Source organism: Acinetobacter sp. NRRL B-65365 (assembly GCF_001605865.1).
GTDB classification, from domain to species: domain Bacteria; phylum Pseudomonadota; class Gammaproteobacteria; order Pseudomonadales; family Moraxellaceae; genus Acinetobacter; species Acinetobacter vivianii.
In genome coordinates, this window is the sequence record NZ_LRPD01000056.1 from 1 (window position 1) to 26923 (window position 26923).

Annotated in this window: 24 protein-coding genes, 1 tRNA gene and 1 pseudogene; 15 read left to right on the forward strand and 11 right to left on the reverse strand. The window is 39.4% G+C overall.

The genetic code is table 11. From position 1 onward, the window contains the following. Position 1: 1 nt before the first annotated feature. A tRNA-Ser gene (locus tag AWW72_RS16400) sits at positions 2-91 on the forward strand. Positions 92-536: 445 nt separating this feature from the next. Here AWW72_RS16400 and AWW72_RS16405 read toward each other — a convergent pair. Next, the gene (locus tag AWW72_RS16405) at positions 537-1886 is read right to left on the reverse strand and encodes a hypothetical protein (RefSeq protein ID WP_004801557.1); all 1350 of its coding nucleotides are present in this window, start codon (positions 1884-1886) and stop codon (positions 537-539) included. Between the two features lie 149 nt (positions 1887-2035). Between AWW72_RS16405 and AWW72_RS16410 the strand changes: the two genes are divergently transcribed. The 3 genes from AWW72_RS16410 to AWW72_RS16420 all read left to right on the forward strand — a co-directional run bounded on the left by AWW72_RS16410 (position 2036) and on the right by AWW72_RS16420 (position 4691). Further along, positions 2036-2209 carry a helix-turn-helix transcriptional regulator gene (locus AWW72_RS16410; RefSeq protein WP_228127864.1) on the forward strand — a complete coding sequence of 58 codons (174 nt, stop codon included), beginning with the start codon at positions 2036-2038 and terminating at the stop codon, positions 2207-2209. Positions 2210-2425: 216 nt separating this feature from the next. After that, complete coding sequence (locus AWW72_RS16415; protein WP_004699698.1) at positions 2426-3760, forward strand: YagK/YfjJ domain-containing protein; 1335 nt, start codon at positions 2426-2428, stop codon at positions 3758-3760. Position 3761: 1 nt separating this feature from the next. After that, positions 3762-4691, forward strand: a complete 930-nt coding sequence (locus AWW72_RS16420; RefSeq protein ID WP_004699700.1) for a hypothetical protein — start codon at positions 3762-3764, stop codon at positions 4689-4691. A 71-nt stretch (positions 4692-4762) separates the two neighbouring features. On the opposite strand, the gene AWW72_RS16425 is transcribed toward AWW72_RS16420, so the two are convergent. Together AWW72_RS16425 and AWW72_RS16430 are read right to left on the reverse strand one after the other, a co-directional pair. Next, positions 4763-5272: a hypothetical protein gene (locus AWW72_RS16425; RefSeq protein ID WP_004699703.1), complete on the reverse strand. Its 510-nt coding sequence runs from the start codon at positions 5270-5272 to the stop codon at positions 4763-4765. A 113-nt stretch (positions 5273-5385) separates the two neighbouring features. Then, positions 5386-6507, reverse strand: coding sequence for a putative periplasmic lipoprotein (locus AWW72_RS16430; RefSeq protein ID WP_005003187.1), 1122 nt, complete (start codon positions 6505-6507; stop codon positions 5386-5388). 800 nt (positions 6508-7307) lie between these two features. Between AWW72_RS16430 and AWW72_RS16435 the strand changes: the two genes are divergently transcribed. From AWW72_RS16435 to AWW72_RS16450, 4 genes are all read left to right on the forward strand, one after another. Continuing rightward, positions 7308-7625, forward strand: a complete 318-nt coding sequence (locus AWW72_RS16435) for a hypothetical protein (RefSeq protein ID WP_004801552.1) — start codon at positions 7308-7310, stop codon at positions 7623-7625. Positions 7626-7688: 63 nt separating this feature from the next. Then, positions 7689-8744, forward strand: a complete 1056-nt coding sequence (locus tag AWW72_RS16440) for a DUF932 domain-containing protein (protein WP_004801549.1) — start codon at positions 7689-7691, stop codon at positions 8742-8744. 146 nt (positions 8745-8890) lie between these two features. Then, positions 8891-10018, forward strand: coding sequence for a YqaJ viral recombinase family nuclease (locus tag AWW72_RS16445; protein WP_062848038.1), 1128 nt, complete (start codon positions 8891-8893; stop codon positions 10016-10018). 226 nt (positions 10019-10244) lie between these two features. Further along, positions 10245-11141, forward strand: a complete 897-nt coding sequence (locus AWW72_RS16450; protein WP_062848039.1) for a recombination directionality factor — start codon at positions 10245-10247, stop codon at positions 11139-11141. A gap of 87 nt (positions 11142-11228) precedes the next feature. Here AWW72_RS16450 and AWW72_RS16455 read toward each other — a convergent pair whose 3' ends face one another. From AWW72_RS16455 to AWW72_RS16465, 3 genes are read right to left on the reverse strand one after another with little or no spacing between them, the layout of a single operon-like run. Continuing rightward, complete coding sequence (locus AWW72_RS16455; protein WP_062848040.1) at positions 11229-12164, reverse strand: alpha/beta hydrolase; 936 nt, start codon at positions 12162-12164, stop codon at positions 11229-11231. 56 nt (positions 12165-12220) lie between these two features. Then, positions 12221-13015: an SDR family NAD(P)-dependent oxidoreductase gene (locus AWW72_RS16460; protein ID WP_062848041.1), complete on the reverse strand. Its 795-nt coding sequence runs from the start codon at positions 13013-13015 to the stop codon at positions 12221-12223. A gap of 20 nt (positions 13016-13035) precedes the next feature. Beyond that, complete coding sequence (locus tag AWW72_RS16465; protein ID WP_062848042.1) at positions 13036-13602, reverse strand: hypothetical protein; 567 nt, start codon at positions 13600-13602, stop codon at positions 13036-13038. A gap of 146 nt (positions 13603-13748) precedes the next feature. On the opposite strand from AWW72_RS16465, the gene AWW72_RS16470 reads away from it, so the two are divergent. The 3 genes and pseudogenes from AWW72_RS16470 (at position 13749) to AWW72_RS16480 (ending at position 14935) form a co-directional block, all read left to right on the forward strand. Next, positions 13749-14282, forward strand: a complete 534-nt coding sequence (locus tag AWW72_RS16470) for a TetR/AcrR family transcriptional regulator (protein WP_062848043.1) — start codon at positions 13749-13751, stop codon at positions 14280-14282. 25 nt (positions 14283-14307) lie between these two features. Continuing rightward, a pseudogene (locus tag AWW72_RS16475) lies at positions 14308-14637 on the forward strand (hypothetical protein); the annotation flags it as partial. Between the two features lie 88 nt (positions 14638-14725). Beyond that, a complete protein-coding gene (locus AWW72_RS16480; protein WP_062848045.1) occupies positions 14726-14935 on the forward strand; it encodes a helix-turn-helix transcriptional regulator in 210 nt (69 codons plus the stop codon). On the opposite strand, the gene AWW72_RS16485 is transcribed toward AWW72_RS16480, so the two are convergent. The 5 genes from AWW72_RS16485 to AWW72_RS16500 all read right to left on the reverse strand — a co-directional run bounded on the left by AWW72_RS16485 (position 14919) and on the right by AWW72_RS16500 (position 20948). Then, positions 14919-16283, reverse strand: a complete 1365-nt coding sequence (locus AWW72_RS16485) for an MATE family efflux transporter (RefSeq protein ID WP_062848046.1) — start codon at positions 16281-16283, stop codon at positions 14919-14921. The genes AWW72_RS16480 and AWW72_RS16485 overlap by 17 nt on opposite strands. Positions 16284-16346: 63 nt before the next feature. Then, positions 16347-16496: a hypothetical protein gene (locus tag AWW72_RS19365; RefSeq protein WP_212815506.1), complete on the reverse strand. Its 150-nt coding sequence runs from the start codon at positions 16494-16496 to the stop codon at positions 16347-16349. Positions 16497-17099: 603 nt separating this feature from the next. Continuing rightward, positions 17100-18380, reverse strand: coding sequence for an OmpP1/FadL family transporter (locus AWW72_RS16490; protein ID WP_062848047.1), 1281 nt, complete (start codon positions 18378-18380; stop codon positions 17100-17102). A 259-nt stretch (positions 18381-18639) separates the two neighbouring features. After that, positions 18640-19425: an SDR family NAD(P)-dependent oxidoreductase gene (locus tag AWW72_RS16495; RefSeq protein ID WP_062848048.1), complete on the reverse strand. Its 786-nt coding sequence runs from the start codon at positions 19423-19425 to the stop codon at positions 18640-18642. An 86-nt stretch (positions 19426-19511) separates the two neighbouring features. Beyond that, positions 19512-20948, reverse strand: coding sequence for an efflux transporter outer membrane subunit (locus tag AWW72_RS16500; RefSeq protein ID WP_062848049.1), 1437 nt, complete (start codon positions 20946-20948; stop codon positions 19512-19514). Positions 20949-21075: 127 nt separating this feature from the next. Between AWW72_RS16500 and AWW72_RS16505 the strand changes: the two genes are divergently transcribed. From AWW72_RS16505 to AWW72_RS16520, 4 genes are all read left to right on the forward strand, one after another. Continuing rightward, entirely contained in the window at positions 21076-21696 is a 621-nt protein-coding gene (locus tag AWW72_RS16505) for a TetR/AcrR family transcriptional regulator (RefSeq protein WP_062848050.1), read from the forward strand. A gap of 79 nt (positions 21697-21775) precedes the next feature. Beyond that, positions 21776-22900, forward strand: a complete 1125-nt coding sequence (locus AWW72_RS16510) for an efflux RND transporter periplasmic adaptor subunit (protein ID WP_062848051.1) — start codon at positions 21776-21778, stop codon at positions 22898-22900. Continuing rightward, on the forward strand, positions 22897-25962 hold the full coding sequence (locus AWW72_RS16515; protein ID WP_062848052.1) for an efflux RND transporter permease subunit: 3066 nt from the start codon (positions 22897-22899) through the stop codon (positions 25960-25962). Before AWW72_RS16510 ends, AWW72_RS16515 begins: the two co-directional genes overlap by 4 nt. 40 nt (positions 25963-26002) lie before the next feature. Continuing rightward, positions 26003-26809 (forward strand): oxidoreductase, encoded by an 807-nt coding sequence (locus AWW72_RS16520; protein WP_062848053.1) that lies wholly within the window; start codon positions 26003-26005, stop codon positions 26807-26809. Positions 26810-26923: the final 114 nt, after the last annotated feature.

The window sequence follows — 26923 nt, forward strand, 5'->3', positions numbered from 1 at the left end:
TGGAAGCGTGGCAGAGCGGTTTAATGCACCGGTCTTGAAAACCGACGAGGGTGTGAGTCCTCCGTGAGTTCGAATCTCACCGCTTCCGCCAAATATTTAAATAAGCCCTTGTTTTTACAAGGGCTTGTTTTTTATCTATGATTTTACCCCTCAACCTACCCCTCATCAAACATTGGATTAGGTGATATCTAAAGAGACATCTTTTTACTTATTTGGACATCATATTAGTTGAAAGAAAATTTCTAGTAGAATTCCAAACTGATTTTAAGGTGGGGAATTTTGCAAATATCCACTTTGGTCTTATGCTTGAATGGTCTGTTGTATTTGGTTTTTTACTGTTGCTTATCTTTACTTTCATCTTGGATGAGTTTTCTTGATCTTATACATTCTGTTTATGAGATTTTATCGATTCATAATTATGGGCAGACTGTAAAAAAATAAATCTACCCATATTCTTTAGATGCTTGTAAGTGATGTTAAACCCATAAATTTGATGATACTGGTATATCATACGGACTGTTAAGTTGTCTGCATCCTTACAGATTGATGATCTCATATAAATTTTCTGGTGATAAATTTTTCACCATATCATTTAGACCTTTACTTAGACTTGCTTTACTAAATGTATGTTCATAAAGTATGTCCCTCATACCACAAGTGATAAATATTGTTGCTTTTTTAGGCTTTATGGTTTTTATATCTTTATCATTTTCAAGTAATTCATAAAGCGTTTGGAACAAATCGGAAAAATAATCCATGCCTGTATGATTGATTGAGTTGCGACGATCTTGATTGATAGCATTCTCAATTATAGTTTGGTTTGCAGAGCCGTGAATTTCACTTAGCATAAATTTAGAATAATTCGCTGATTCAAACTGCTGGATGTTACCCTTGTTGATCTTTGTTTCAAAAATTTTATCGTAGTAAATCAGGCTGATTAGCGCAGTAAGAATTGCATCAGCTCTTTTGAGTACTTCAAGTGAATTTGCACAATCATCTAAAATGATGCTCAAGCTATGAATTTTTTCAGAAACCTTATTGTCAATAATAGGCTGGGCATCTGTCCCATTTCTCTGATTATCTAATCTTGTAGCCATAAATTCATGTATAAATTTACTTAAAAGCACAGGCAGATTGCTAACATCCTCTTCTAGATTTAGATGAAGATTTATGAACTTTGAAGGTGGCAAATTGGCATCTAACGGAGAGCATCCAATAAATGATTTTGTGGACTTCTGTAGTGGTGTACCATAAATTTTCAATCCTTTAATTGCATTCCTAACTTCGTGATATGAAGGGACTTGAGTTATATTTGTGCCTTTTATATCTTTGCTATTCTTAAAATTATGATATTCAATATAAATTTTAAGATAATCCAAAAATAGAGATTTAATATCCCAGAATGGTAACAAGTCAGGTAAGAAATACTTTTCGTTCAAAATACGTTTGAGGTTTGTCGAAAAATTGGGGAATTGTGTCCATTCTTCATAACTTTTGATGTTTTCCCAAAATATGCAATAAAGTTCTTCAAATATTGATGTTAGTTCATCTGGTTGAAGTAAATGGTTTAACAAAAATATATCTTCATCCACTAATTGCCTTGTTTGACAATATCCCATTACATGGTTGAGTAACTGTCTGCCAAAGACAATTATCTCTACTTCAATCTTGATTTGCTCAATAGGTAGTGACTTTCTTTCTTTATATTTTTCAGTTAGCAGGTTGACCAGTTGCCTCAATATTACATCCCTAATACGTATTAACTCGTTATACAGATTTGGGAAAGTTGCTTGAAACTCTCTTGCTTTTACAGCTTGCTTTACTAATTTTTGCATTACAGGGTGAGCTATTCTGTAAATTTCATGATCGAAGACGGGATTACTCATTTAAATACGCTACTTAACAATTGTGAATCTTGTTTTGCTGATGTTTCTGAGGATTCTAGAGCATATTTATATCCGAAGACATCCACATCAGGTTTAAATCGGAGTAAACAATGCAAACCTCAGAAACCAAAAAAAATCAGATTCTTAGAATGAAAGGAGTAACAGAATTAGTCTGTTTAAGTAAATCAAGTCTGTATGACAAAATGAACCCGAAATCCAAGAGATATGATTCGTCTTTTCCTCGTCCGATTAGATTGGGACTATCAGCCGTTGGTTGGTTAGAGCAGGACATAATTGATTGGATCAATTCAAAAAAAAGCTAACCAGATTAGCAAGATATCTTTACAACTCTCACATACCCTATTAACCCTTATAACACTGTAATTCCTTGATTTCGAGGTCATGGGATTACAGTGATTTTTACGCCTGACCATTTGTGTTACTTATATGATCAGTATATCTAATAATATTAATTATTATATAAATTGACTTAATTAACAAATTGTTAGGTGTAATTACGTACAGAGAAGTTCATTATTATGAATCAATCATCCTATCTTATGAGTAATAATCAAACACCTGCTTTAGCACATGAATACTTAACACAAGTACCTGAACACTTTCTAAATCAGCAGACTGAAATAACTGATACTGATTCATCTAATCAGCCCATTCAGATTACAGCACCATTGGAAGAGCAACAGTCTTTACTCAATTCAATGTATGAAGAATGCTTCAATGCAGCAGACGATCAGCATTCAAGCTCATTGGCATTGGATTACTTATTAGATTTCAACACTGAATATAACCAATATGAAATTCGATCAAATCCTGAAGCTGAGAAAATATTCTCAGAAATTGAATTAGTAAAACAAATCTTAAAACACAACTATGTGCAGGCTTATCGTAAGATCAAAGGCACTCTGTATCATGGATGGTATGAGCCTATTGATAAAAAATTCATTGAATTATTAAAGCAAATACTCATCCAAGGGTTTGATCCTCTAGAGCATTATGATTGTGAGCATCATAAGATTGTTATGCAAGCGTATAACGAAATTCTAAAGGGTTATTTTCATGCTGATTTTTATCTACATTACCCCAATGATATTATTCAGCTAAGAAATACTGATGGAACAATAACTTCAATTTGTTATGCAGAATTAATTAATCTATTCATTGAACGTTTGTATTTGCTAACTCAAGAAAAGGAATTCAAATACCAACAGAAAAAACGAAGGGAACGTTCCCAATATCAGCAAAAGGTCGCTACAGAATGTGTAGATACGATACTGGCTAAACATTCGAGAATTGTCATTGCTCGTGTCGATTTTCGTTATGGAAAAACACAAAACCCTGAACTTGCCCAAGTCAAAGCAGATTTAATCACATGCCTTCGTTATTTAAAGCGTACTTCAAATTTACGTATATTGGGCTATCTATGGAAATTGGAATTTGCCGAAAAAACGGGCTATCACTACCACTGTTTTTTCTTTCTCGATGGTCGTAAACACTCACAGGACATTAAGTTAGCACAACAGATTGGTGAGGTCTGGAAAAGAGTGATTGGTGATGAGGGGACTTACTATAATTGCAATATTGATGCTCACAATGGCAAATACAAAGATGTCGGTATTGGCACCTTACATCGCAGTGATAAACAAAAATACGAGTATTTGATTAAAGCCATCCGTTATATAACCAAAAGAGACCAATTCATTGTGCATAAAAGGATTAAGCAGGATGAAGAGAATGAGCAAAACCTTAGAAATGATAAAGCCTACTTCATACGTGTATTTGGTAAAAATATTGCTAAGGATGTTGCGATAAAAATGGGTAAATCTCTTAAAAATACTGGTCAAAAGGAGGCATGAAATGACTCATTATTCAGCGACTCCTCAAGCACACTATATACCGCAGACACCAATTATCCCATTCATGCTGGATGTTAATACTCATTTGTTCTTAGGACAGAGTATTCAAAATGCAGCTCAAATTGAAAATGGGAAACTAGCGGTTATGGATAAACGATCACCCAAATGTTTGGATAAGAATTATCGTATATTTTTAAATTCTCTACCTTGGCTGCATTATCACCGTTTGGTATTACATGGATTTCAACTAAATCCTTATTGGGCTGCAATCTTTGATACAGTAGGCTTTTCTCATTACGGTAATATGAATTACCTTGTAGAGAATGCAGAGCTTATTCATGATCAATTTAAACATAAGTTTCTGAAACGACGGATTGCACTGGAATATACAAAATTTATTGAACCAATTAATGAAAGTATTAAATTCCAAAAGGCATTGTTTAAACGTTGTCTAGACAAACATAAGCAGATCAATTGTATGATCTATGATTTACCTTGTATGTTTACTATTCCCTTACAATTTGATGCCGAAGTTAAATTACCAAAACTTGCTAGTAAATGGCTGGAAAGATTACATCAATCCGAAGAATTAGCTGGCAAGCTGTATGATGTGCAATGGCGTATTGTGAAATCACTGAATGGATTTTATTCAGTCCATGCCATCATTTATGTGATTGGTGATGAGTGTAAATATTCTGATTTTATCTTACGGGTATGGAGAGGGGCTTGTTTACACAAGGGACATGAGCTTGTGCAAGGATCACCTTATTTGGTTTGGGAAAAACACTGTTACTTTGCGGACAGTGATATGCGTAGCTACTGGAGTAAACAGCTTGAGTTTCTAAATGGCCCCCTCAAACTTTATCGGTATATGAGTCAGCATATTTCCTATTTATGGCAAAGCTATACAGGGAATATCCCTGCTAAGTAAACTTTTCAAATATAAGGCGCTCTGATTAGAACGCCTTTTTTATGCTTGTATAAATCGCTGTGATTAAATCTCTAAAAATTATAGGTATAGGTCAAACCACTGTTGGTGGTGATGGTCACTTCACGGACATATTCAGCGGAACAGCCCAAGTAGACTTTTGCCACTGAGCCATAGCGCATATTTTGGTAATCGTAAGTGCCTTTGCTTCTGCAATTACCACGGTTGATTAAAACCCCTGTGATGGTGGTTGGCGCATCGTTCAAGGACATGATGTTTAACAAATCGGTATAGCCTGTCATGGAGTATTGTGATTCTTCACGACGGACACGGACTTCAAATTGTTCTTGTACAGTGGGTTCAGTCCCTTCCTCAGCATTATATGACTCATCTTCCAGAAAGGATTTATCAACGGCTGGAAAATCATCTTCAGATTGAGGCGGAGTTTCAGTCGCATCAGCAGTGCTATGCTCACTTGTTTGAGTTGGGGTATCCTTTGGTTTTGGTGCATCGTTACCTGAATTACACGCAGTTAAAGTCAGTAGCAACACACTGGATAAAACAATCGATGGAATAAAATTCATTACACATGCCTATATTTAATCGAATATTGTGATCTACAGGGTTGGGTGAAAGCCCAACTCTGTGTATTTAATTGTTTGGTCAATCAATTTTTTACTTTTTATAAAAGTGGGAATTACTCATCGATCTTTTTAAATACCTTTTCGATCGGCGTGTAGTTTTCCAAGCTAAAATCAAAAGGAATTGGCTTTTTCAGTGTCACATCAAATTGCTTTAATCGAGCATTTTCTATGCCGTTGAAATGTTTGCGTTGAAAGGACATGGTGCTCGGTTCAAGGATGGCAATCGGTTCATTCGCAGAATCAGCTTGAGTGTTGTTGGCCTGATAAATGACTAAGCTCTCTAATTCCAATTTATGATTATTGAAGTTAAAAATGTAACCGACATACTTCTGTCCACCAGCCGTAATAATATTTTGTGCTAACTCTGGCGTGGATGGGGCTGTGAAATTCACAATAAGATCAGATGCGAAATTCATATTCTCAAAATGTAATTGTTTCGAATCAGCATCGTAATAAACAAAATTATCAATCGGACCATTTGGTCGATCATTCGGTGTATAGCTGCTTGGCATAAACAGACTTTGACCAGACGTAGCATTTAAACTGAGTTCTAAAAGCTTCAAGTCATAATTTAGATGGGCATTTTTAGTATCCAACTCATTTTGAAGTGTCTGAATACGTTGTTGATATTGTTCTGTACTCTCAAATTGATCTTTTTGTGGTGGAGTCACCTGCATTGTCGATCTTATATAATTGATTGCCGTATCATGCGCTGCACGCAAAGAATAGTCATCACCTAAAGCAAAAGTGAATGCAGGAAACTGTTGATCAGTATGTCCGATCACTAAAACTTGATTGTTTTTTAAAGCCAGCACATTTCTTAAATCATTGAGAATGGACTGGAAATACACGCAGTTTGCACAATAATCTGCAACATCGTCATTTTCAGCAAACATCTGCAATCCATAGATGGTTTTATACGGTGGATAAAAGGAAAAATACCCCTCATCTTTGATGAGTTCCTGAAAGTCTTCTCCAGTCTTTGTTAGCGGAGGTGTAATTTTATTGCGAGCGATAATCAAAGGAGAAGAAACAGCCTGTGCAGGGACAGCATCATTCAATGACATGTTTTCAATCTTTTGAGATAGTTCTTTATTCTCTACATCATCTTGTTGTGGTTTTGAGCAGCCGACCAACGCAAGGCTGGTGAGCAGCGCAATTGAAATGTATTTCATCCTATTATTTTCCCCATCCAATATTTTTTAAGTTTTTAAAAATGAATTATGAAATTGCCTGTAATTTCAAATACATTTTGCTTGGCTGTCATAGGCTCTAGCGATGCTGTTACTGAGCACAATAAGGACAACCAAAATAAGCTGTGCGATGAATTTCATGATTTTTATCCAGCACAAAACACCACTGACCAAAATGGATGCAGCAGTTAATTGATGCCTTGAGTCAATCAGGACACAGTGAAAGCGTGTGATAAATGAATTGGAATAAAATGCCTGAGAGGCAGAGAAAGTGCAGGGGAATAATAAAGCACAGTAAATTGCGTCATGGTTGACTCCTAGATGAATTAGAAGTTCTACCGAATCACTGTCAATTGATTATGGTGGCAGAACGAAAAGGGGTTGACAGACTGGACATCTAGAACCAGCACGCGCGAACGCGTCCCCCTCCCGTTCTACCGCAAAGGGGGACGAGAAGGTTTTTACACATACAAAGAATACTCAGATGAATAAACTCCGATGCGCTAGATGAGCGGTCTGTCAAAACCGACTGACAATGTAGGTCAGCCCTTGCATCATAATCGCTGCTAAAAAACAGGTCAATTGATCTGTTTAATCATCATTCAAAAATTGCCTAAAACTGATGAAAAAAAACGCATTCTAAAAAAATACAAATACATAGCATCTAATTGAGAACAGTGTTTCTCCATTTGAGATAGCACCAATACATGCTTCAGCTACATTGCAATCATTTTGCCTGCTTCCCCAGCAGGTTTTTTTATTCATTTACAGGAAATACCACAATGAGTTTGCCATGTCCTTATTGCCAGTCCCGAGAGACGGTACTGCTTGAATCAACCCAACATTTACCCAGTACCTCAACCAATAACCCCATTTCCAATAGTGTGATGTCACCGATGGCACTTGCCACATTAGGAGTGAGTGTTTCCAAAAGCCTGAATATTCCTCCAATTGCAGGTGCAATCGTTGGGGTACTGATTGGCGGTATCTGGATGTTGATCACTGAAGATGAACAGCAACAACCGCTTCACCCAACTTATCGCAAACAGTATTACTGCAACAACTGTGACCGCAGCTTTAGCCCGAATTTACGCAATTAAGTATTTAGCAAAATTTAAATCGAACCCTTTTACCCATTCAAAATCGATACAGGAATTATTCTTATGGCACATTTAGTTGAAACTATGGCATTCACTGGACAAACCCCTTGGCATGGGTTAGGCAATGAACTCACACCAAACCAACCCATCGAGGTTTGGGCACAACAAGCAGGCATGGACTGGCGGATAGAATCCTCGGATGTCAATTACATGGCACAGAATGAACGTGGACAAAGCATCATCATGCCTTTTGAAGAACAACGAGTGCTTTACCGTTCAGATACGCATGCACCTTTATCCGTGGTCAGCCAACGCTTTCAAGAAGTCCAACCGATGGAAATCCTACACTTCTACAAAGACCTGACGGAGCAATCAGGCTTTGAACTGGAAACCGCAGGGGTACTGAAAGGTGGCAAGAAATTCTGGGCATTAGCCAAGACTGGACAGACTTCAGCACTCAAGGGTAAGGATGTGAGTAATGGCTATATTCTACTAGCGACGGCTTGTGATGGCACTCTAGCAACCACTGCACAGTTCACCAGTATCCGGGTGGTATGTAACAATACTTTGGCAATTGCTCTCAAAGGACAAAATACCAGTGCAGGTGTGGTTAAAGTCCCACACAGCACTCGTTTCGATGCTGAGAAAGTTAAACAACAGTTGGGTATTTCAGTCCGTGCATGGGATGAACACATGTATGAAATGAAACAACTGAGCCAGCGTAAGGTAACTCAGCAGGAAGCAGCAGCCTTCTTTGATGCGGTGTTTAACAATACCAACCTAACTATGGCTGAACAAGATGAAAGCATCATTCAGTTCTATCGAAATGCTGCTATGCCAAACCAAGGCATCAACACCCCAACCAAAGCGGACAATAAAACCGAGCCAAATGGACGTGCCATGTCGAAAGTCATGACCATGTTTAACGGACATGGACGTGGTGCAGAACTGAGTTCAGCCAAGGATACCGCTTATGGATTATTGTGCAGCATCACCGAGTTCTGTGACCATGAACGTCGAGCGATGAGTACCGATCATCGACTCGATTCAGCATGGTTTGGTGCAGGGGCTGCCATTAAACAGCGTGGTCTGGAACAGGCATTGAGAATGATTGCCTAAATTCAGTTTCAATTAAGCCAGCTCCATTAGCCTAAGCATACAGTAACACCGTACAAGCACAGCAACACCTTTAGCCGCACCCTCATGCGGCTTTTTTATGCCCAAAATTCAGCTTTTACGATTTTATCGATACAGGAATAATTGCAATGAATAGTCATACTCAAATTCAAAACACGCTAAATAACCCACCACTACAACCCTATTTACCGAATCTAAATCAATCCATTCAGCAGATTGAGGTGGGAACCCGAACCAAACGAGATCGACCGAATACGCAACCACGAAAGACCAAAGCCCTTACAGCAAAAAGACTTGCCAACACCAAACAGATGAACTATCAACAATGGTTAGAAGTCAGAAAACAGGGTATTGGCAGCAGTGATGCAGCAACGGCCTGTGGACTGAATCCCTATATGTCGATGCTGGAACTGTGGATGATCAAGACAGGGCGGATGCAACAAAACATCGAGGATGAAAGTGCAGGTTACGCACCCTTGTACTGGGGAAAAAAGCTAGAACCTTTGGTGGCTGAATACTACAGCATGCACACCAATCATAAAGTCCGTCGAGTTAATGCAGTATTGCAACACCCTGATGAAGACAAACAGTTTATGTTGGCGAACTTGGATTATGCTGTAGTCGGTAATGAAGAAGTGCAAATTTTGGAATGTAAAACCGTGGGGGAATATGGCGCAAAACTATGGCGAGATGGCGTGCCTTTATATGTTTTATGCCAGGTACAACATCAACTTGCAGTCACAGGAAAACAGGCAGCCCATATCTGTGCCTTGATCTGTGGGCATGAAACCAGAATCTTTAAGGTAACGCGCAGTGAAACGGTGATTAAATACATTGTGGATGCAGAGCGTTACTTCTGGGAATGTGTAGAGAAGGATGTACCACCTGATGTCGATGCATCTGAATCAGCAGCCAAAGCACTCCAACTTTTATATCCAGCCCATATACCACTCAGCACTACTGATCTATCTGAGGATGTCACAGCCAATCAGTGCTTTGAGCAACTACTGCAACAACGTCATTTGCTGGAGCAACACCAGAGCAGTTTTGATCAGTTGAAGCATCAAATCCAAATCAAGATGCAGGACTCAGAACGAGCCATATTTAAGGCGGGTTCAGTTACGTGGAAGAAATCCAAAGATTCGGTCAGCTTAGACGGTAAAGCCTTATTGCAACAGCATCCTGAGTTTCTACAACAGTTCCCGCAAAACAAGCAAGGCACACGTAGATTCCAGATTTATACAGATGCTGATTAATCCAACCGAATTAGCCTAAGCAAATCCTTCTGAAATTCCACATCACTTCCCCAAATCCCATTTCATCAAAAAAGCGCAAAACAGTCCCCGTCGCCAGCAAGTATCTTGAAGTACTTACTGACGACTAAATGGACTGTTCTGCGCAGAATTTATGCAATTAAAAAATGTTTGCTTCTTACACATATCAAAGGGGCAATCGTTAAAAATTACCGCAGAGGAAAACAACATGATTAAAGGTTTAGCAATCACACCACCCGTATTAGGTCGTATCAGTATTGGCAAGATCGTCGAGAAAAATGGCAAGCGTGTCCCTGAAAAAGATGACCAATTTACGATTACCAGCCAGATCCAGAACAAGGATGGTTGGGTGAAACACCCACTTGATGAGCAGCTAAGAGCTAAGGCACAAAACCAGAAACTTAGAACCATTCCAGTACGGATGATCTTTAATGATCCTGAACTGAATTTACGTGCTGAATATACTTTATTTGACCGACAAACTGGTCGGCCAATCTGTACTGGTAATGGTGAAACCTGTCAGCGGCTTGGACAAAACGGAGTTGAACAACATCCATGTCCATCACCTGATTTATGTCCTTTGGCTCAAGGAGGTCAGTGCAAACCATATGGACGTCTTTACGTCAATCTGGATGAGTCTGATGAGTTGGGTACTTTCATCTTTAGAACCACAGGCTTTAACAGTATCCGAACTTTGGCAGCACGACTACGCTATTACCATGCAGCTTCAGGTGACCTACTTTCATGCTTGCCACTGCAATTGACTTTAAGAGGTAAGAGCACAATGCAGAGTTACCGCACGCCAATTTACTACGTGGATTTAACTTTACGTGATGGCACAAACCTGAAAGATGCAATTACTTCTGCCAAGCAGATTGAGGAACAGAGCAAGGCTTCAGGATTTTATCAGGAGGCTTTAGATCATGTTGCTAGACAGGGCTATGGCAACGCTAATTTTGGGGTAGGAGGTGAAGAAGGCTTGGATATTGTTGAAGAGTTTTATACGGATGAAGCGAGTTTAGAGCAACATAAGCAACCTAATGATTTAACTCATGTTCAGGACATTCAGAAAGGATTACAGCAGTCGGTGCAGGCTTTAAATTAAAAGGTATTGCTGATTTTTAAAATAGCCTAAAACGAATTTGGGCTATTTTAAAACATTAAAATAAACTAATAGTATTAGTCATAAGGTTTAGGATGTTTGCATAGAGTGTATCTGTTCTAAAAACTTCAATTGATATCCAACTGTCTTTGGAAAATAGGGTTCGAAGTATGGATCAAAATGATCAGCATCCATTTCGATTACCTGAAGTAATGGATTACCAGCACTTTTTATTTTTTCAGGTACAAATGGAGCTACCGTGTCGCGCGTTGCACCAATGATGAGCATAGGAATTTTTATATCTTTTAATTTTTTCCAAGGTCGATAAAAACTCACTGTTAATAAAGAACGGGCAGTTACACGATTATCGTATTTTTTACCATCGTGAGCTTTTAATGCAGTTTGTAGGGCTTCCCAGGCTTTATCTCTGTCCATAGAGCCAAATTCTCCTGCCTCAGATAGGGTGCGTATATGTATTGGCAATCCTAGTTTTACCAAGTCTACAAAACCCAAACTGATAAATTTCGCTAATGTGGTAATTGGAACAGCCCGAACCGTTGCTAACCCATCTAGCATAGGGACTTGAATAATTGCACCTTGCAAATCAGGATGTTGTGATGCAAGGTCAACAACATGCCCACCACCAAATGAAGTACCCCATAAATAAATGGCGTGTGCATCTACTTGAGCTTGACCTTTGAGATGTGCCAATGCGGCATTGGCGGTTTTAACTCGTTTCCACGGATTAATATCCTGACGAGGCCAGCCACCGCTTAAACCCCAACCAGGATAGTCAAATTCCATCACCGCAAATCCTGCTTTAACAAATTGATTAATGTAAGGGAGTGTTAGAGCTTGTTGAATACTTCCCCATCCACCCAGCATTAGAATTGCAGGATATTGTTTTTTATCTTTTTCCAGTGGGGTATGGAGTGTTGCAGCACATGTTATACCATCCATCAAGAATGTGGATTTTTGGACTGAGTTTTCTATTTTTGATATGTCTGGATAGATACGATTTGACATGCTTTTCTCGCTTATTCCTTGCTGTTAAAAGGGTAATAAATTGGGTTGGTTCACTTTTATTGTTTAAAAGGATTCATGTGATTGCCAAGAAAATATTGCAGTGTCATTGGTAAAGGACGAACACTACTCGCAATCACTTTATTAACTAAACCTGGTACGCACACAGGCTTACCGTTCATTACAGCATCCCAGCCTTCTTTGACGACTTGTTCTGGTTGCTGCCAAAGGATTGTGGGGAGGTTGTTCGCTGCATCACGAGTACCCATGACATCATGGAATTCACTATGTGTGAAACCTGGGCACAGTGCAGTAACATGAATCCCCTGTGGTTTCAGTTCCATATCCAGTGACTGAGAAATATCTAAGATATAATGTTTGATTCCAGTGTAGAGAAGACTCGCACCAGGTGGTGAAAATGCTGCAAGTGAGGAAAGGTTAATAATACGTCCCCAACCATTTTTCTGCATTTGGGGTAAGACTCGATGGCAAAGCTCTGTAACACTCGTGATCATCAATTGGATTTCTGCTGCTAGTTTTGGCCATGGTGTTTCTGCAAATGCAGTTTTGCCCGACAGTCCTGCATTATTAATTAGAATATCGATTGTGATTCCTAAATTTTCTGCATAAGACATAATTGCAGCAGGTACGGATGGGTCATTCAAATCAGCAGCAAAAATATGGCAATTGATATTGTATTTTTTAACTAATTCCGCAGCTAATTCTTTTAATCGCTCTTCACGACGAGCGACTAGCAATAAAGAACATTTTTCTTTAGCTAAATGGTGTGCAAACGCTTTACCAATTCCAGCAGAAGCACCTGTAATAAGCGCGGTATGATTTTTCATCGTCATTTTATTTACCTATATGAAATTTAAAATAATTTTGGAATTTCTCTTGAACTGATCTGGAAACCTTCCCGTTTACGACCAATATCACCTCTATAAGGTGTATGAGGACCTTTTAACAAAAACGGATAAGGGATATGACGCTGATGATGCGTAAAGCCATATGTACCAATGCCGAGATATAGATTGGGTGATACTCTCCTAATCTCATCGACCATATTGATGCTGCCACAAGTCGAGTGAAATTGACGATAAACAAGTTGGTAGGCAGGTTGGTTATCAAAGCGGGAGGGAGCGATCATGGTTATCATTGGGTAGCACTGCACAACTCGATGCCCTTTTAGAAAGGTGTTATAGCCTCGACCTGTAGTTATATCTACAGGTCGAAATGCTTTACTCAGCCATCGACGAAAAGGGTTGTTTAAAGTGATTTTCCCCATTTTATCTGCTAGCCAATTCGGTTGAGCTAAGAGATATGCAGCGTATTCACCATTCATCTCTTTAATACTTGGTGAATTAAGTGTACGAAACAAATCAAGTAGTTCTGTCACTGAAAGTTGTAGCAAATCTTCTTCTGTAAAATTTTTCTGCATATTGCTCCCTCGCTATTTTCTTGAATGTTATTCAAGATTGGATTTAATTTAATCATTTCTTGAACGGTATTCAAGATTGTGTAAAATAAAACCGATAAATGGTTTTCTGAGCTATAAATTATTATGCAGGGAAACAGGAGATATTGATGGCTCGTAATAAACGTCTACAAGACCGTGAAGAGAAACAACAAGAAATTATCAGTGCCGCACGCACTTTATTCGTAGATGAGGGTTATGATGCGACTTCTATGAGTCGGATTGCGAAAATTGCAGGAGTTGCACCAAACACAATTTATTGGTATTTCAAGGATAAGGATGAATTATTGGTTAACATTCTAAACACTGAACTTACAGATCGATTTTCTGCTTATATTGAACTTCAAACAAAGGATATTGTTGAGCGCCTATTGTGGGTAATTGATCAGTTTAGATTGGTAAAACAGCTAGTGAATACGGTGCATGCACGATTACATTTATCTCCAGAGATTAATATCTGGCATGAACGTTTTCATATACTTGTTGAAAACTTATTACGGCAAGAGTTGCAACAATCTGGTGTTGAAGAGCAAAGAATTGAAGCGAAAGTCAAAGTTGCGATTTTTACGGTGGAAGGATTGTTGGCACATGAACTTTCTGATCAGGAAAAGCAAAGAATCTGTTATGAACTATTTCAAAGCTAAAAGTTGAAAAGGGAAATGTAAGCAAAAAAGTACGACTCAAAGTTACCGTACCCCGATTTATTACGTGGACTTAATCCTACGGGATGGCACTAACCTAAAAGAAGCCATTATTTCACCCAAACAGATTGATGAAACAAGCAAAGCAGCAGGTTTTTATCAGGAGGCTTTAGATCATGTGGCAAGGCAAGGTTATGGCAACGCTAATTTTGAGATAGGAGGTGAAGAAGGCTTGGATATTATTGAAGAGTTTTATATGGATGAAGCGAATTCTGAGCCGCATCAACAACCTAATGATTTAACTCATGTTCAGAACATTCAGAAAGGATTACAGCAGTCGGTTCAATCGGTGAATTGATCGGATGAAAGCAGAATGTTTTTTCTTACGGCGAGCTCTATTATTTGAGTGAATTTCCGCTCGCATTAGATGATTAGGAGAAGACATCATGAATGCGTTTGTTGGTCATACTTTTCAGATGAATCAAATATTGAATCTAAAAGATATCATGCTAATTACAAGATTAGGTCGAGCAACAATTTATAATATGCTTGATCCTAAAAATGTTAGTTACGATCCCACATTTCCTAAACAAATTAAACTCTCTTCCATCTTTGGGCATATCAAAATCTTTATATTCTTTAGTGATTTTTTATAAGATTTGCTAAACAAGACACTAGACCAAATGTCAAAGCACTTAGTCCCAGAATCTGAAAGAAAGTTGATAGGCTAACGTTAAAATGTAATACAGCAATACTTCCAATAAAGGCGGCAATAATCATTCTGATGGTGCCAGCGATAAGAGGGCCTAAAAGTCGCTTCGAGCCTTGACCTGCAAAGTACAGTGCCATCCCAATCCCTATTGCGCCATAAAAAGGTGCCACATGCTGTAAGTAGGTTATTCCAATTTGTATGACTGCTTGATCACTACTAAAAAGTCCGAGCCATAGAGAGGGAAAAATGCTAAAGAAAAGACCTATTGAACCCGTGATTAGAAAACTAATAAAAACTCCAACCCATGTTATATGTTGTGCTCTTTGAAATTGTCCAGCGCCATAATTAATCCCTACCATGGTCATAATGGCTGAGCCGATACCAAACATAAGTGGGATCTGTATATAGTCCAAGCGAGAAGCAATACCGTACCCAGCAATTGCATCAGATCCAAATTGACCAACTAAAGTGGTGATGATGATTACAGTTAAATTAACTTGAATGACACCAATTGCAGATAGTGAACCAATACCAAGAATCTCTTTGAAAAAATGTAGATTAAGGGAGCTGGTAGATAATTTGATGATGCTATGCGCTGCACGCATATGTCTAATGAGATATATGATAGCGAAAACATAGTAACTTAAGACCGCTAGTCCAGCGCCAGCGACGCCAAATGAAGGAATGAATCCCCAACCAAAAATTAAAAGAGGAGAGATTGGTAAAAGCAGGACACCACCTAGAAGTGTTACACGAGCTGGGGTTTTTGTATCACCCGCACCACGTAATGAGGCGGAGAGGAGTGCTACAGCCCATATGAGAGGTGAACCTAGAAAAATAATATTGGAATATTTTAAAGCGGCATCTAAAGCTAAGCCCGTAACACCCATTAAGTGGTAGATCGTAGGGGCAGCGATGAGCATAACAATACTAAAAATTCCTCCCAAAAGACCAGCAAGAATGACGCCATGCCAGACGAGGGATTGCATATCTTCTAATCGACCTGCTCCAGAAGCTCGCGCAACTGCTGAAGAGAGTCCTCCGCCAAATCCACCATTTGCTAACATTTGCATAAGCATAAGAATTGGAAAAACAACGGCGACACCTGCCATTACAGGGGTTCCTAATGAGCTTACAAAATAAGTTTCTAGCAATCCAATCAATGTCTGTATGAAAAGAACAGTGATCGTGGGTAACGCTAGTTTCAACATTGTTTGAGTAATTGGCCCATTTAAAATCGCTTGATTTAAATCTTGTGTTTTTAATGTCTGGTGTATTGATTGTTCCTGCATAGTCTAAGTTCGCTCTAGAAGTGTTTGGTCAAGGATATTTCTATCTCTGTAACAGGATCGATTTTAAAAATCTTGAGATTGCCAACCACCACCTAGTGATTTATAAACTGCTACAGCTGCAAGGGCTGAATCAGTTTGTGCTTGAAGTTTTCTATCTGAAAATTGCAAAGCCTTAGCTAAGACTGGTAAGACAACGAGAGTTTGAGACAACATATTTACCAAGTGGTTTGAGTAATTGTTAGTTGTGACTATTTTTCCATATAGTCACAAATTGTCAATAATAAATAGGTAGATTTAAGCTGTCATTTTAAAAAAATGGCTAAATAAAAAATAAAAATCTGGATTTTTAATTAGAAATTTATTGAGAAATAAGAAAGCAAAAAAGTATTACATAAAATAATACGAAAATTATGTAATTTTTTGATTTTAAAGTACAAAAATATTTTATGAAGCACTCAAAGAAATTTGTATAGGGGGCAAACTTTATTTATATCCATTACTTTTACAGTAGAGACTTAAGCATCCACACTGATGTACTAATATTACTCTCTAATCTTGTGTTAAGAAGTTTGTCGCCTTAATGGGGTGTGATTATTATTTAATTTGGTTACATTTCTTTCGTTTCTTGAAAATTTACAAGGCGGGGATTTAATTATGCTTATGTCACCTTATTTCATTTACTGTAATATATTTAATGTTGATAAATTTAATAGACTGAGACCTGTGGGTTACAGAACTCAGTCTTTACAAGCCATTAAATCAAGCCAACTAACTTTGGGGTTTAGACCATTTAAATATTTTTTTCAATATTAATAATTAGAACTTGTAGCCCATTTTTAAACCATATGCGATAGCGTAGTTATCTTTAAACTCTGCAACATAGTTTGTTGTATCGAATTGGGCGCTAGTCTGTAATTTAGCATCACCTAACCAGAAATATTTTACCCCGCCAGAAATGAATGTTTGTGGTGTTGGGCTGAATTGAGCGCCTAAACCAAGATTCCAATAACCTTCTGTTGGTCCGAGTGCTGTCACAGGATTACCTGCACCAGAATCCCAACCTACTGAAATGTTCCCCATCCATTGATCATTTAATTTACGCCCCAAACCTACATTTGCGGACCATTGGTCATCACTATAGGCAGTTAGATCAAAGCCATTTGGTTTGCCAACGGACGGTCCTGCGATTTCTGAAGCTAAACCGAACGCATAAGGACGGATTGTAAAATCTTTCCAATTTACCCAGCGCATATTTGCAAATGCAATTGTATTTGCCATGATACCTGTTTGAAAATCTAGATTAACAGATTGGGGTGTAGTAATTTTTGTTTGCTCTAGCCCATTATTCATATTAATAAAAGTGCCAATATTTTGCCCTAATGTTGCAATGGAGCTTTCATTAATTGTCATTTTGTGATCAATTTCAGAGCGGTAAGTAACAGATGCTTTTAATGCTATTTCTGGAATTTGATATGCAACGCCAGCCAGCCAACCGACGCCGCCAGTTTCTTTAATGTTGAGATTATATCCGCCAAAGCTGTTATTCCCACCGAAGGCTAAGCCACGAAATTTAGCATCGCCTTCAATTGTTTGGTAAACGGGACCTGCATAAAAATTAAAATTTTCAGTAGGTTGGTAGCCAAGCAACATTGAAATACTTTGTGTCTTTACTTCAACCTCAAGTGACTCTGTACCATTATGAAATAGTCCTAAGCCACCAGCCGCGATCGATGCAGTATCGGAAAGTGCGTACGTAACATCGGCACCAAATGGTCTGTCGTAAATTAAGCCAAAAGAGAAGTAGTCTGTTACTTGTAATTTTAGCGCAGCGCTAGGGAAGTAATAATCATCACCCATGTCACTAATATTTGTATTTTGTAAACCAATAGCGCTTGGTGGTGTAGCATTTGGTGAATATCCATTACGTACTTTACCAGTAACGTTTGGATCTAATATCGAAATACCTGCTTCAAAGTAATTACCTGATTGCAAGAATGCAGAGATAGACTGACCTGAACGATCTAGAGATGCAGCAAATGCCCCCGTCAGTGGTAAAGTTACTAAAATAATTGCTGTAGTTAATGTTTTTAATTTCATTTTACGTCTTTCCTTGAGGTGAAAATGTTTATGAGACATTTTGTGTTTATGTTTCCTAGAGAATTCGATTAACCGAAAATATTACTGTTGTAGGTATGAAGCTCATCCATTATTTAAGTTTCAACTCTGGTCATCATTTAGTATGAGCACTAGCAATCAATAAGATGTGCAAACTCTAGCTAACTCTTGTTTAGGGCTATGAGTTAGCTAGCGAGTATTAGGTTGCAAAAAAATGGAATAAATAGTTAGCCTGTTGTGACTAAACCCCCATCACGGCAGCCATGATAGATTGATGTAACCAACGTGGAGTTGCCCAAGTCAGGATGGTAATTGCTTTATTGCCAAACCCTGGTACCACACTCATACGGCCTGCTTGAAGTGCTCGGATTCCCGCTTGAACCACAGGCTTGGGCTGCATCATGACCATTTTTAAGGCTGGCGTTAGCTTTTGTTTAGCTCCTGCCACAAATCCCGTATCTGATAGGCCTGGGCATAATGCTGTAACGACGACGCCATCCTTTTTTAATTCTCTATGGAGTGCATCGGAAAACCTTAGTACATATGCTTTAGCGGCGGAGTACACGGCAAAATTCTTAACGCCTTGATAAGAAAGCATACTGGCGACCATCAATATGCTTCCTTTTTTTTTGGCGCGCATGTCTTCGCCGAACAGGCGTGTCATTGCGGTCAAGCTACAGATGTCCAGATCGATCATTGCTAATGAATGATCAAGAGCCTCATCCAAGAATGGACCTTGCAATCCATGGCCTGCGTTGTTAATCAAAACGTCAACCACAATATCTCTTTCGCGTAGACGCTGATGTAACGCAGTAACTGCAGGAATAGAGGAAAGATCCACTTGTTCCACAATGACCTCAATATTGAAGTTCTGGCGTAACTCAGTAGCAAGGTTTTCAAGCTTATTTAGGGTGCGTGCTACTAGGATTAGTGATCTGCCTTGCTCAGCGTACTGCTTAGCGAACTCGACACCAAAACCGCTTGATGCACCAGTCACAAGGACCCAAGATTTACTTTTATCTGTCATCTCACTTACTCCGGTTTGCTATAACAATTTGAATTACTTTGCATTACTCTTCCTCATTTTGTGCTTTCAATCTGGATGACTAAATTTTAAAAATTCTGAGGTTGCCAACCACCACCTAGTGATTTATAAACTGCTACAGCTGCAAGGGCTGAATCAGTTTGTGCTTGAAGTTTTCTATCTGAAAATTGCAAAGCATTTGAATCTGCTTGTAATACTTCTATTCTGCTGTTAATCCCTTTTTGATAGGCAATTAAAGCGATTTTTTGTGCATGCTTTAATGCATTTTCTCCATCTTGGAGAGCCATTAACTGTTCTTGTCGTTTAGACAAAGTTGATAATGAGTTTTCTACATCTTCCGCTGCATGTAAGACGGCTAATTGGTAGGCTGCGAGCTTTTCGGCTTCTTGGCCCTTGGCTAAGTGAATTTCTGCATTAATTCGACCAAAATCAAATAAGCGCCAACGTAAGCCTAATAAGCCAGCTGCCTGATTGGCACCACTTGAAAATAAGTTTCCACTTGCTGTGGTTGCACTACCTATCAAACCGCCTAAAGAGACCTTTGGATAAAATTCTGCAATCGCACTGCCAATGCGTGCATTTGATGCTGCCAGTTGTCTTTCAGCCATGATGAGATCTGGTCGTCTACGTAAAAGATCACGAGGTGTTCCAGTTTCTGTAATCTGTGGAATAACGGGAATTGGTTTTACTTCTGCTAGTTCTGCTCGGTGAGTTCCCGGTACGGTTCCAAGCATAACGTCGAGGGCATTCATGGCAATGTCTAGATTCATCCCAAGAACAGGAATAACAGCTTGAACTTGAGCGACATTCGCTTTAGTTTGTTTGACTTGAAATTCGGAAGCTAATCCTTTGCTGTATAAAAGATTAATGGTTGAAAGAAGTTGCTGTTGGGTTTTTAACTGTTGATGGGCAATATCTAGTCGAGATTGTAAGCCACGAATATTAATATAGATATTTGCAGTTTGAGCTGCGACCATTAAACGGACGGCTGAGGCTCCTGCATTTGTAGACTGATAATTTGCAAGTGCAGCTTCACGATCTCTGCGAAGGCCTCCAAAAATATCTAATTCCCAAGTGGCACTTAGGTTTGCCTCATAAGAACGACCATGTCGGTCAAAATCTGGCATTGAATTTAAAACTTGCCCCAAAGGTGTTTCAACAGATTGGTAAACTTTAGCTGCTTGTGCACCAACAGTCCCTATTGGTTGTAAAGAGGCATTCGCTGCCGATAATCCAGCCTGAGCTTGAGTCACTCGAGTATATGCTTGGGTCAGATCAAGATTTTGTTTTAAGGCTAATGTGACATATCGAGTCAGTTGCGGATCATTAAAACTTTGCCACCATACGGCAATATCAGCTTTGCTATTGTCATTTGATGACTGTAAGGGGGCACCAAGGTATTGCTCGGGTAGAGATATATGAGGGCGTTTATAATTAGGACCTACGGTACACGCAGTAAGAGTACTTACGATGATAGGTAGGAGAACGATAGATCTAGATAACATATTTCCCCCGAGGCGAGATTTTGAACAATAGTTTGATTGTGACTATAATACAATTTGGTCACTAGTTGTCAATATCATTTCGCAAGAGTTAAACTGCCACTTCCAGATAAAGGTTTAAATTGAAAATATGAGTAAAGAAAAGAGTAGTTATCCTGTTTCAAAGCGAGGACCAGAAGATCATGATGTAAGAGATCAAATTCTGACTGCCGCTACAGAGCATTTCAGCCGATATGGGTATGAGAAAACTACAGTTTCTGATCTTGCAAAATCTATAGGTTTCTCTAAAGCTTATATTTATAAATTTTTTGAATCTAAACAGGCAATTGGTGAAATGATATGTGCCAATTGTTTGCGTGAAATTGAAGATGAAGTTAGTACAGCTATTAATGAAACTGAATATCCAGCTGAAAAATTAAGAGTGTTATTTAAAGTAATTGTTGAAGCAAGCCTTCGTTTATTTTCTCAAGACCGCAAGCTCTATGAAATTGCCGTTTCTGCTGCTTCTGAGAAATGGGATGCTACCATAGCTTATGAGAACCGAACAAAGCAGTTACTCCAGAATATTATTCAAGAGGGGCGCCAATCAGGTGATTTTGAAAGAAAAACGCCAATTGATGAAGCAGTTAAGGCTATTTATTTAGTGATGAGGCCTTATCTGCACCCACTACTTTTACAACATAGTATTTCATATAACACCGATGCTCCAGTCTTGCTTTCTAGTCTTGTACTAAGAAGTTTATCGCCATAATAGATTTGTGACTATTGACTAAATTAGTCACTTGATTAAAAATGAGTCTCCTGATTAATTTGTTAAGGGGGGCTCAAATATGCTTTATCGTCGCCTTATTCCGTTCACAACAATATGTATATTTCCTTTTTTCTTGCTCGGTTGTGCTGAAGATACGCAATCTGACCCCCGTACTTCGGCACCGTTAGTACGAATCACGACTGTACAAGATGAAATCACTTCCGATTCAAGAGCATTTACAGGCACGATAGGGGCACGCGTAGAAAGTGATCTAGGTTTCCGTGTCTCTGGCAAAGTCATCAAGCGATTTGTTGAAGCAGGCCAGACAGTAAAGCGCGGTCAGTTACTGATGCGTATTGATCCGGTCGATTTAGAACTTGCTGCCAAAGCCCAGCAGGAAGCTGTAGATGCAGCTAGAGCGCGTGCAGAACAAGCAGAGAAAGATGAAGCTCGATATCGTGATTTGAGAGGAAGTGGAGCTATCTCTGCTTCAGCTTATGATCAAATTAAAGCCGCGGCAGATACAGCAAGAGCACAGCTAAATTCTGCCCAAGCCCAAGCAAAGGTTGCAATAAACGCAAGTCATTATGCCGATTTAATTGCGGATGGTGATGGTACGATTATGGAAACACTGGTTGAACCCGGTCAGATTGTCAGTGCGGGTCAAACAGTCATTCGCTTAGCTCATTCTGGTCAAAGAGAAGCAATCATTCAGCTTCCAGAGACATTACGTCCTGCAATAGGGGCTATGGGTCAGGCTACACTCTTTGGTAAAGAAAATATAAGTGTCCCAGCTAAACTTAGACAGTTATCAAATACAGCAGATCAACTCACTCGTACTTTTGAAGCCCGTTTCGTTTTAGACGGCGATTTAGCAAATGCTCCTTTAGGTTCAACGGTTACTGTTCGTATTGCCAATCAAAATCAGAGTTCACAACATTTTTTTAAAGTGCCAGTCGGATCCTTACTTGATAAGGGCAAGGGAGCTGGAGTCTGGGTAATTAATGGAAAAACTCAGAAAGTAACATGGCGTCCTGTTGTGGTTAAACAGCTTGATGATGAATATGCCTATGTCACTGGCAATATTCAAAATGGAGATCGAATTGTGGCTTTAGGAGCGCATTTGCTACGCGAAGGTGAATTGGTACGTGTTGCATCACAAGCGAGTCATCCTTCAGTTGGAAATGAAGGGGACCGCTCATGAGTGAGAAAGGATTTAACTTATCGGCCCTTGCTGTGCGTGAACGCGGTATTACGCTATTTCTGATTTTTTTGATTTCAATTGCAGGCATCGTTGCTTTTTTTAAATTAGGTCGAGCCGAAGATCCAGCTTTTACAGTGAAGGTGATGACCATTGTGACTGCATGGCCAGGGGCAACTGCTCAAGAGATGCAAGATCAAGTTGCTGAAAAAATCGAAAAACGGATGCAGGAGTTGCGTTGGTACGATCGAACAGAAACCTATACCAGACCCGGCTTAGCTTTTACGACACTGACTTTGCTTGATAGTACGCCACCATCACAGGTTCAGGAAGAATTTTATCAAGCAAGGAAGAAAGTAAATGATGAGATGGGTAACTTGCCTGCTGGGGTTATTGGCCCACTTGTTAATGATGAATATGCAGATGTAACTTTTGCTTTATATTCATTGAAGGCAAAAAATGAAGCGCAAAGATTATTAGTCCGTGATGCAGAAACAATTAGGCAGCAACTACTTCATGTACCGGGTGTAAAGAAAGTCAATATTATTGGTGAGCAATCTGAGCGTATCTATATTGAATTTTCACATGAGCGCTTGGCTACACTTGGCGTAAATCCACAAGATGTATTTGCTGCACTGAATAATCAGAATGTGCTTACTCCTGCTGGTTCCATTGAAACCAAGGGTCCTCAAGTTTTTGTCAGATTAGATGGTGCTTTTGACAAGCTACAAAAAATTCGTGATACCCCGATAACGGCTCAAGGTCGCACTTTGAAATTGTCAGATATTGCGACTGTTAAACGTGGCACTGAAGATCCTGCAACATTCATGATTCGTAATGGTGGTGAACCGACCTTACTGTTAGGAGTGGTGATGCGCGAAGGTTGGAATGGCTTAGATCTTGGTAAATCATTAGAGAAAGAAGTCAGTTCCATCAACGAAGATTTACCTCTAGGCATTAGTTTAAACAAAGTGACTGACCAAGCGGTCAATATTAGCTCATCGGTAGATGAGTTCATGATTAAATTCTTTGCAGCATTGCTTGTGGTTATGTTTGTAAGCTTTATTAGCATGGGATGGCGCGTTGGTGTCGTAGTTGCTATGGCTGTACCACTCACATTAGCCATTGTTTTTGTGGTGATGCTGGCAACGGGTAAGAACTTTGACCGAATTACACTGGGTTCTCTTATTCTTGCTTTAGGGCTTTTGGTGGATGATGCCATTATTGCGATTGAAATGATGGTCGTGAAAATGGAAGAAGGCTTTAGTCGTGTTGCAGCCTCGGCCTATGCATGGAGCCATACGGCAGCGCCGATGCTTTCAGGAACATTAGTCACCGCTGTTGGGTTTATGCCAAACGGATTCGCTCGATCCTCAGCGGGGGAATATACCAGCAATATGTTCTGGATTGTGGGTATTGCACTTATTGCTTCATGGATTGTGGCTGTAGTTTTTACGCCTTACTTAGGTGTGAAAATGTTACCTAATTTTAAAAAAGTTGAAGGTGGCCATGCAGCAATTTATGACACACCGCGATATAACCGCTTTCGTCAAATTCTTGAACGTGTAATTGCACGTAAATGGCTTGTTGCAGGTAGTGTAATTGGGCTATTTGTTTTAGCCGTAGGCGGAATGGCATTGGTGAAAAAACAATTTTTCCCAATCTCTGACCGACCTGAAGTGCTTGTTGAAGTACAGATGCCTTATGGAACATCGATTACGCAAACAAGTGCTGCGACAGCCAAAGTTGAGGCTTGGTTATCTAAGCAACATGAAGCAAAGATTGTGACATCGTATATTGGTCAAGGTGCACCTCGTTTCTATTTTTCGATGGGGCCTGAGTTACCAGATCCATCCTTTGCCAAGATTGTGATACGAACCGACAATCAGGAAGAACGTGAAGCCTTAAAACACCGCTTAAGACAAGCCATTTCAAATGGACTTGCAACTGAGGCGCAGCTACGTGTAACCCAACTTGTGTTTGGACCCTATTCGCCATATCCAGTGGCTTACCGAGTTTCAGGCCCTGATCCAGAAAAATTACGTGTGATTGCAGCTCAGGTTCAGCAAGTTATGAATGCCAGCCCAATGATGAGAACAGTGAATACTGATTGGGGAACTCGAGTGCCAGCTCTGCATTTCACATTGGAACAAGACCGTCTACAAGCAGTTGGTCTTACATCAAGCTCAGTCGCACAGCAATTACAGTTCTTACTCACTGGTATTCCGATTACATCTGTACGTGAAGATATTCGTACCGTACAAGTTGTTGCTCGTTCAGCAGGTGATATCAGACTAGACCCCGCAAAAATTGGTGATTTCACACTGACTGGAGCAAATGGACAGCGTATTCCTTTAGCACAAATTGGCAAAATTGAAGTACATATGGAAGAACCTGTCATACGCCGTCGAGATCGAGTTCCTACAATAACTGTTCGTGGAGATATTGCCGAAAGTTTGCAACCTCCAGACGTATCTACAGCAATTACCAAACAGCTTCAACCAGTCATTAAAGATTTGCCAAAGGGTTATCAGATTATAGAGGCAGGTTCCATTGAAGAGTCTGGTAAAGCCACTAAAGCGATGCTTCCTATTTTCCCAATCATGTTGGCAATGACGCTGCTCATTATCATTCTTCAGGTGAGATCTATCGCTGCAATGATTATGGTGTTTTTAACCAGCCCGTTGGGATTAATAGGTGTGGTACCAACGCTTCTTTTATTTCAGCAGCCCTTTGGTATTAATGCATTAGTCGGGTTGATTGCATTGTCTGGAATCTTGATGCGTAACACGCTCATTTTAATTGGACAAATTCAGCAAAACAAAGAAGCCGGGCTTGATCCATTGAATGCAGTGGTTGAGGCCACAGTACAACGTGCCAGACCTGTAATTTTGACAGCTTTAGCGGCTATTTTAGCTTTCATTCCTCTGACTCACTCTGTGTTTTGGGGAACGCTTGCTTACACACTCATTGGCGGAACGCTTGCAGGAACCATTTTAACTTTGGTTTTCCTGCCAGCCATGTATTCGATCTGGTTCAAGATTGGGGCTAAACCAGCGGTTTAATGATCAGATTTTTAAATTTAAAAAGTTATTCGGAGTTCATATGTCAAACTCAAAAGTGGTTGTGATTACAGGTGTTTCATCCGGTATTGGGCAAGTTACGGCAGAAAAATTTGCTAAACTCGGCCATAAAGTTTTCGGTACAGTCAGAAATAAAGTCAAAGCTCAACCCATAGAAGGTGTAGAGCTTGTTGAGATGGATGTGTCAGATGAAGACTCTGTCCAACGAGCTATTCACTTTATTATTGAGCAAGCTGGGCATATTGATATTTTGGTTAATAATGCTGGAGCAAGTTTAATTGGTGCAGTAGAAGAGACCTTTGTAAAAGAAGCAGAAGCCTTATTCAACACAAATGTATTTAGTATTCTTCGTACTACACAAGCAGTATTACCTTATATGCGAATCCAGCATTACGGAAGAATCATAAATATTAGTTCAGTATTGGGTTTTCTTCCTTCACCATATATGGGGCTATATTCAGCATCCAAACATGCGGTTGAGGGATTATCTGAATCTTTAGATCATGAGCTTCGCCAATTTGGTATTCGTGTATCCATTGTTCAGCCTTCTTTTACGAAAACCAATTTAGATAAAAATGCTCCTACAGTAAGTTCAAAAATTCCTGAATATGACAATGAGCGTAACTTAGCCACACAGGCCGTATTAAATCAGATTGATCATGCACCTCAGCCCGATGGCGCTGCTGATACCATTGTTAAAGCAGCACTCAATGATTGGCAAATGCGCCGTACACCATCTGGGCAAGCATCTTTGTTGAGTAAGTTACGTCGATTTATGCCGAGTGGCCCGGTTGATAAAAGTATTAGAAAGACTTTTGGGTTGAAGTAATCTTTGAGTTATCTGAAAGGATCTAAATAATTTTTTTATTTAGATCCTTTTATAAAATAACCTGACCTAATTATTAAAAAAATAGTGAAAAAATTGGCGAAGTAAGTCTAAAAC

Excerpts from the sequence above, each read along its gene's own strand:
- AWW72_RS16405 (WP_004801557.1), bottom strand. The coding sequence starts at position 1,886 with ATGAGTAATCCCGTCTTCGATCATGAAATTTACAGAATAGCTCACCCT.
- AWW72_RS16410 (WP_228127864.1), top strand. The coding sequence starts at position 2,036 with ATGAAAGGAGTAACAGAATTAGTCTGTTTAAGTAAATCAAGTCTGTAT.
- AWW72_RS16415 (WP_004699698.1), top strand. The coding sequence starts at position 2,426 with ATGAATCAATCATCCTATCTTATGAGTAATAATCAAACACCTGCTTTA.
- AWW72_RS16420 (WP_004699700.1), top strand. The coding sequence starts at position 3,762 with ATGACTCATTATTCAGCGACTCCTCAAGCACACTATATACCGCAGACA.
- AWW72_RS16425 (WP_004699703.1), bottom strand. The coding sequence starts at position 5,272 with ATGAATTTTATTCCATCGATTGTTTTATCCAGTGTGTTGCTACTGACT.
- AWW72_RS16430 (WP_005003187.1), bottom strand. The coding sequence starts at position 6,507 with ATGAAATACATTTCAATTGCGCTGCTCACCAGCCTTGCGTTGGTCGGC.
- AWW72_RS16435 (WP_004801552.1), top strand. The coding sequence starts at position 7,308 with ATGAGTTTGCCATGTCCTTATTGCCAGTCCCGAGAGACGGTACTGCTT.
- AWW72_RS16440 (WP_004801549.1), top strand. The coding sequence starts at position 7,689 with ATGGCACATTTAGTTGAAACTATGGCATTCACTGGACAAACCCCTTGG.
- AWW72_RS16445 (WP_062848038.1), top strand. The coding sequence starts at position 8,891 with ATGAATAGTCATACTCAAATTCAAAACACGCTAAATAACCCACCACTA.
- AWW72_RS16450 (WP_062848039.1), top strand. The coding sequence starts at position 10,245 with ATGATTAAAGGTTTAGCAATCACACCACCCGTATTAGGTCGTATCAGT.
- AWW72_RS16455 (WP_062848040.1), bottom strand. The coding sequence starts at position 12,164 with ATGTCAAATCGTATCTATCCAGACATATCAAAAATAGAAAACTCAGTC.
- AWW72_RS16460 (WP_062848041.1), bottom strand. The coding sequence starts at position 13,015 with ATGACGATGAAAAATCATACCGCGCTTATTACAGGTGCTTCTGCTGGA.
- AWW72_RS16465 (WP_062848042.1), bottom strand. The coding sequence starts at position 13,602 with ATGCAGAAAAATTTTACAGAAGAAGATTTGCTACAACTTTCAGTGACA.
- AWW72_RS16470 (WP_062848043.1), top strand. The coding sequence starts at position 13,749 with ATGGCTCGTAATAAACGTCTACAAGACCGTGAAGAGAAACAACAAGAA.
- AWW72_RS16480 (WP_062848045.1), top strand. The coding sequence starts at position 14,726 with ATGAATGCGTTTGTTGGTCATACTTTTCAGATGAATCAAATATTGAAT.
- AWW72_RS16485 (WP_062848046.1), bottom strand. The coding sequence starts at position 16,283 with ATGCAGGAACAATCAATACACCAGACATTAAAAACACAAGATTTAAAT.
- AWW72_RS19365 (WP_212815506.1), bottom strand. The coding sequence starts at position 16,496 with ATGTTGTCTCAAACTCTCGTTGTCTTACCAGTCTTAGCTAAGGCTTTG.
- AWW72_RS16490 (WP_062848047.1), bottom strand. The coding sequence starts at position 18,380 with ATGAAATTAAAAACATTAACTACAGCAATTATTTTAGTAACTTTACCA.
- AWW72_RS16495 (WP_062848048.1), bottom strand. The coding sequence starts at position 19,425 with ATGACAGATAAAAGTAAATCTTGGGTCCTTGTGACTGGTGCATCAAGC.
- AWW72_RS16500 (WP_062848049.1), bottom strand. The coding sequence starts at position 20,948 with ATGTTATCTAGATCTATCGTTCTCCTACCTATCATCGTAAGTACTCTT.
- AWW72_RS16505 (WP_062848050.1), top strand. The coding sequence starts at position 21,076 with ATGAGTAAAGAAAAGAGTAGTTATCCTGTTTCAAAGCGAGGACCAGAA.
- AWW72_RS16510 (WP_062848051.1), top strand. The coding sequence starts at position 21,776 with ATGCTTTATCGTCGCCTTATTCCGTTCACAACAATATGTATATTTCCT.
- AWW72_RS16515 (WP_062848052.1), top strand. The coding sequence starts at position 22,897 with ATGAGTGAGAAAGGATTTAACTTATCGGCCCTTGCTGTGCGTGAACGC.
- AWW72_RS16520 (WP_062848053.1), top strand. The coding sequence starts at position 26,003 with ATGTCAAACTCAAAAGTGGTTGTGATTACAGGTGTTTCATCCGGTATT.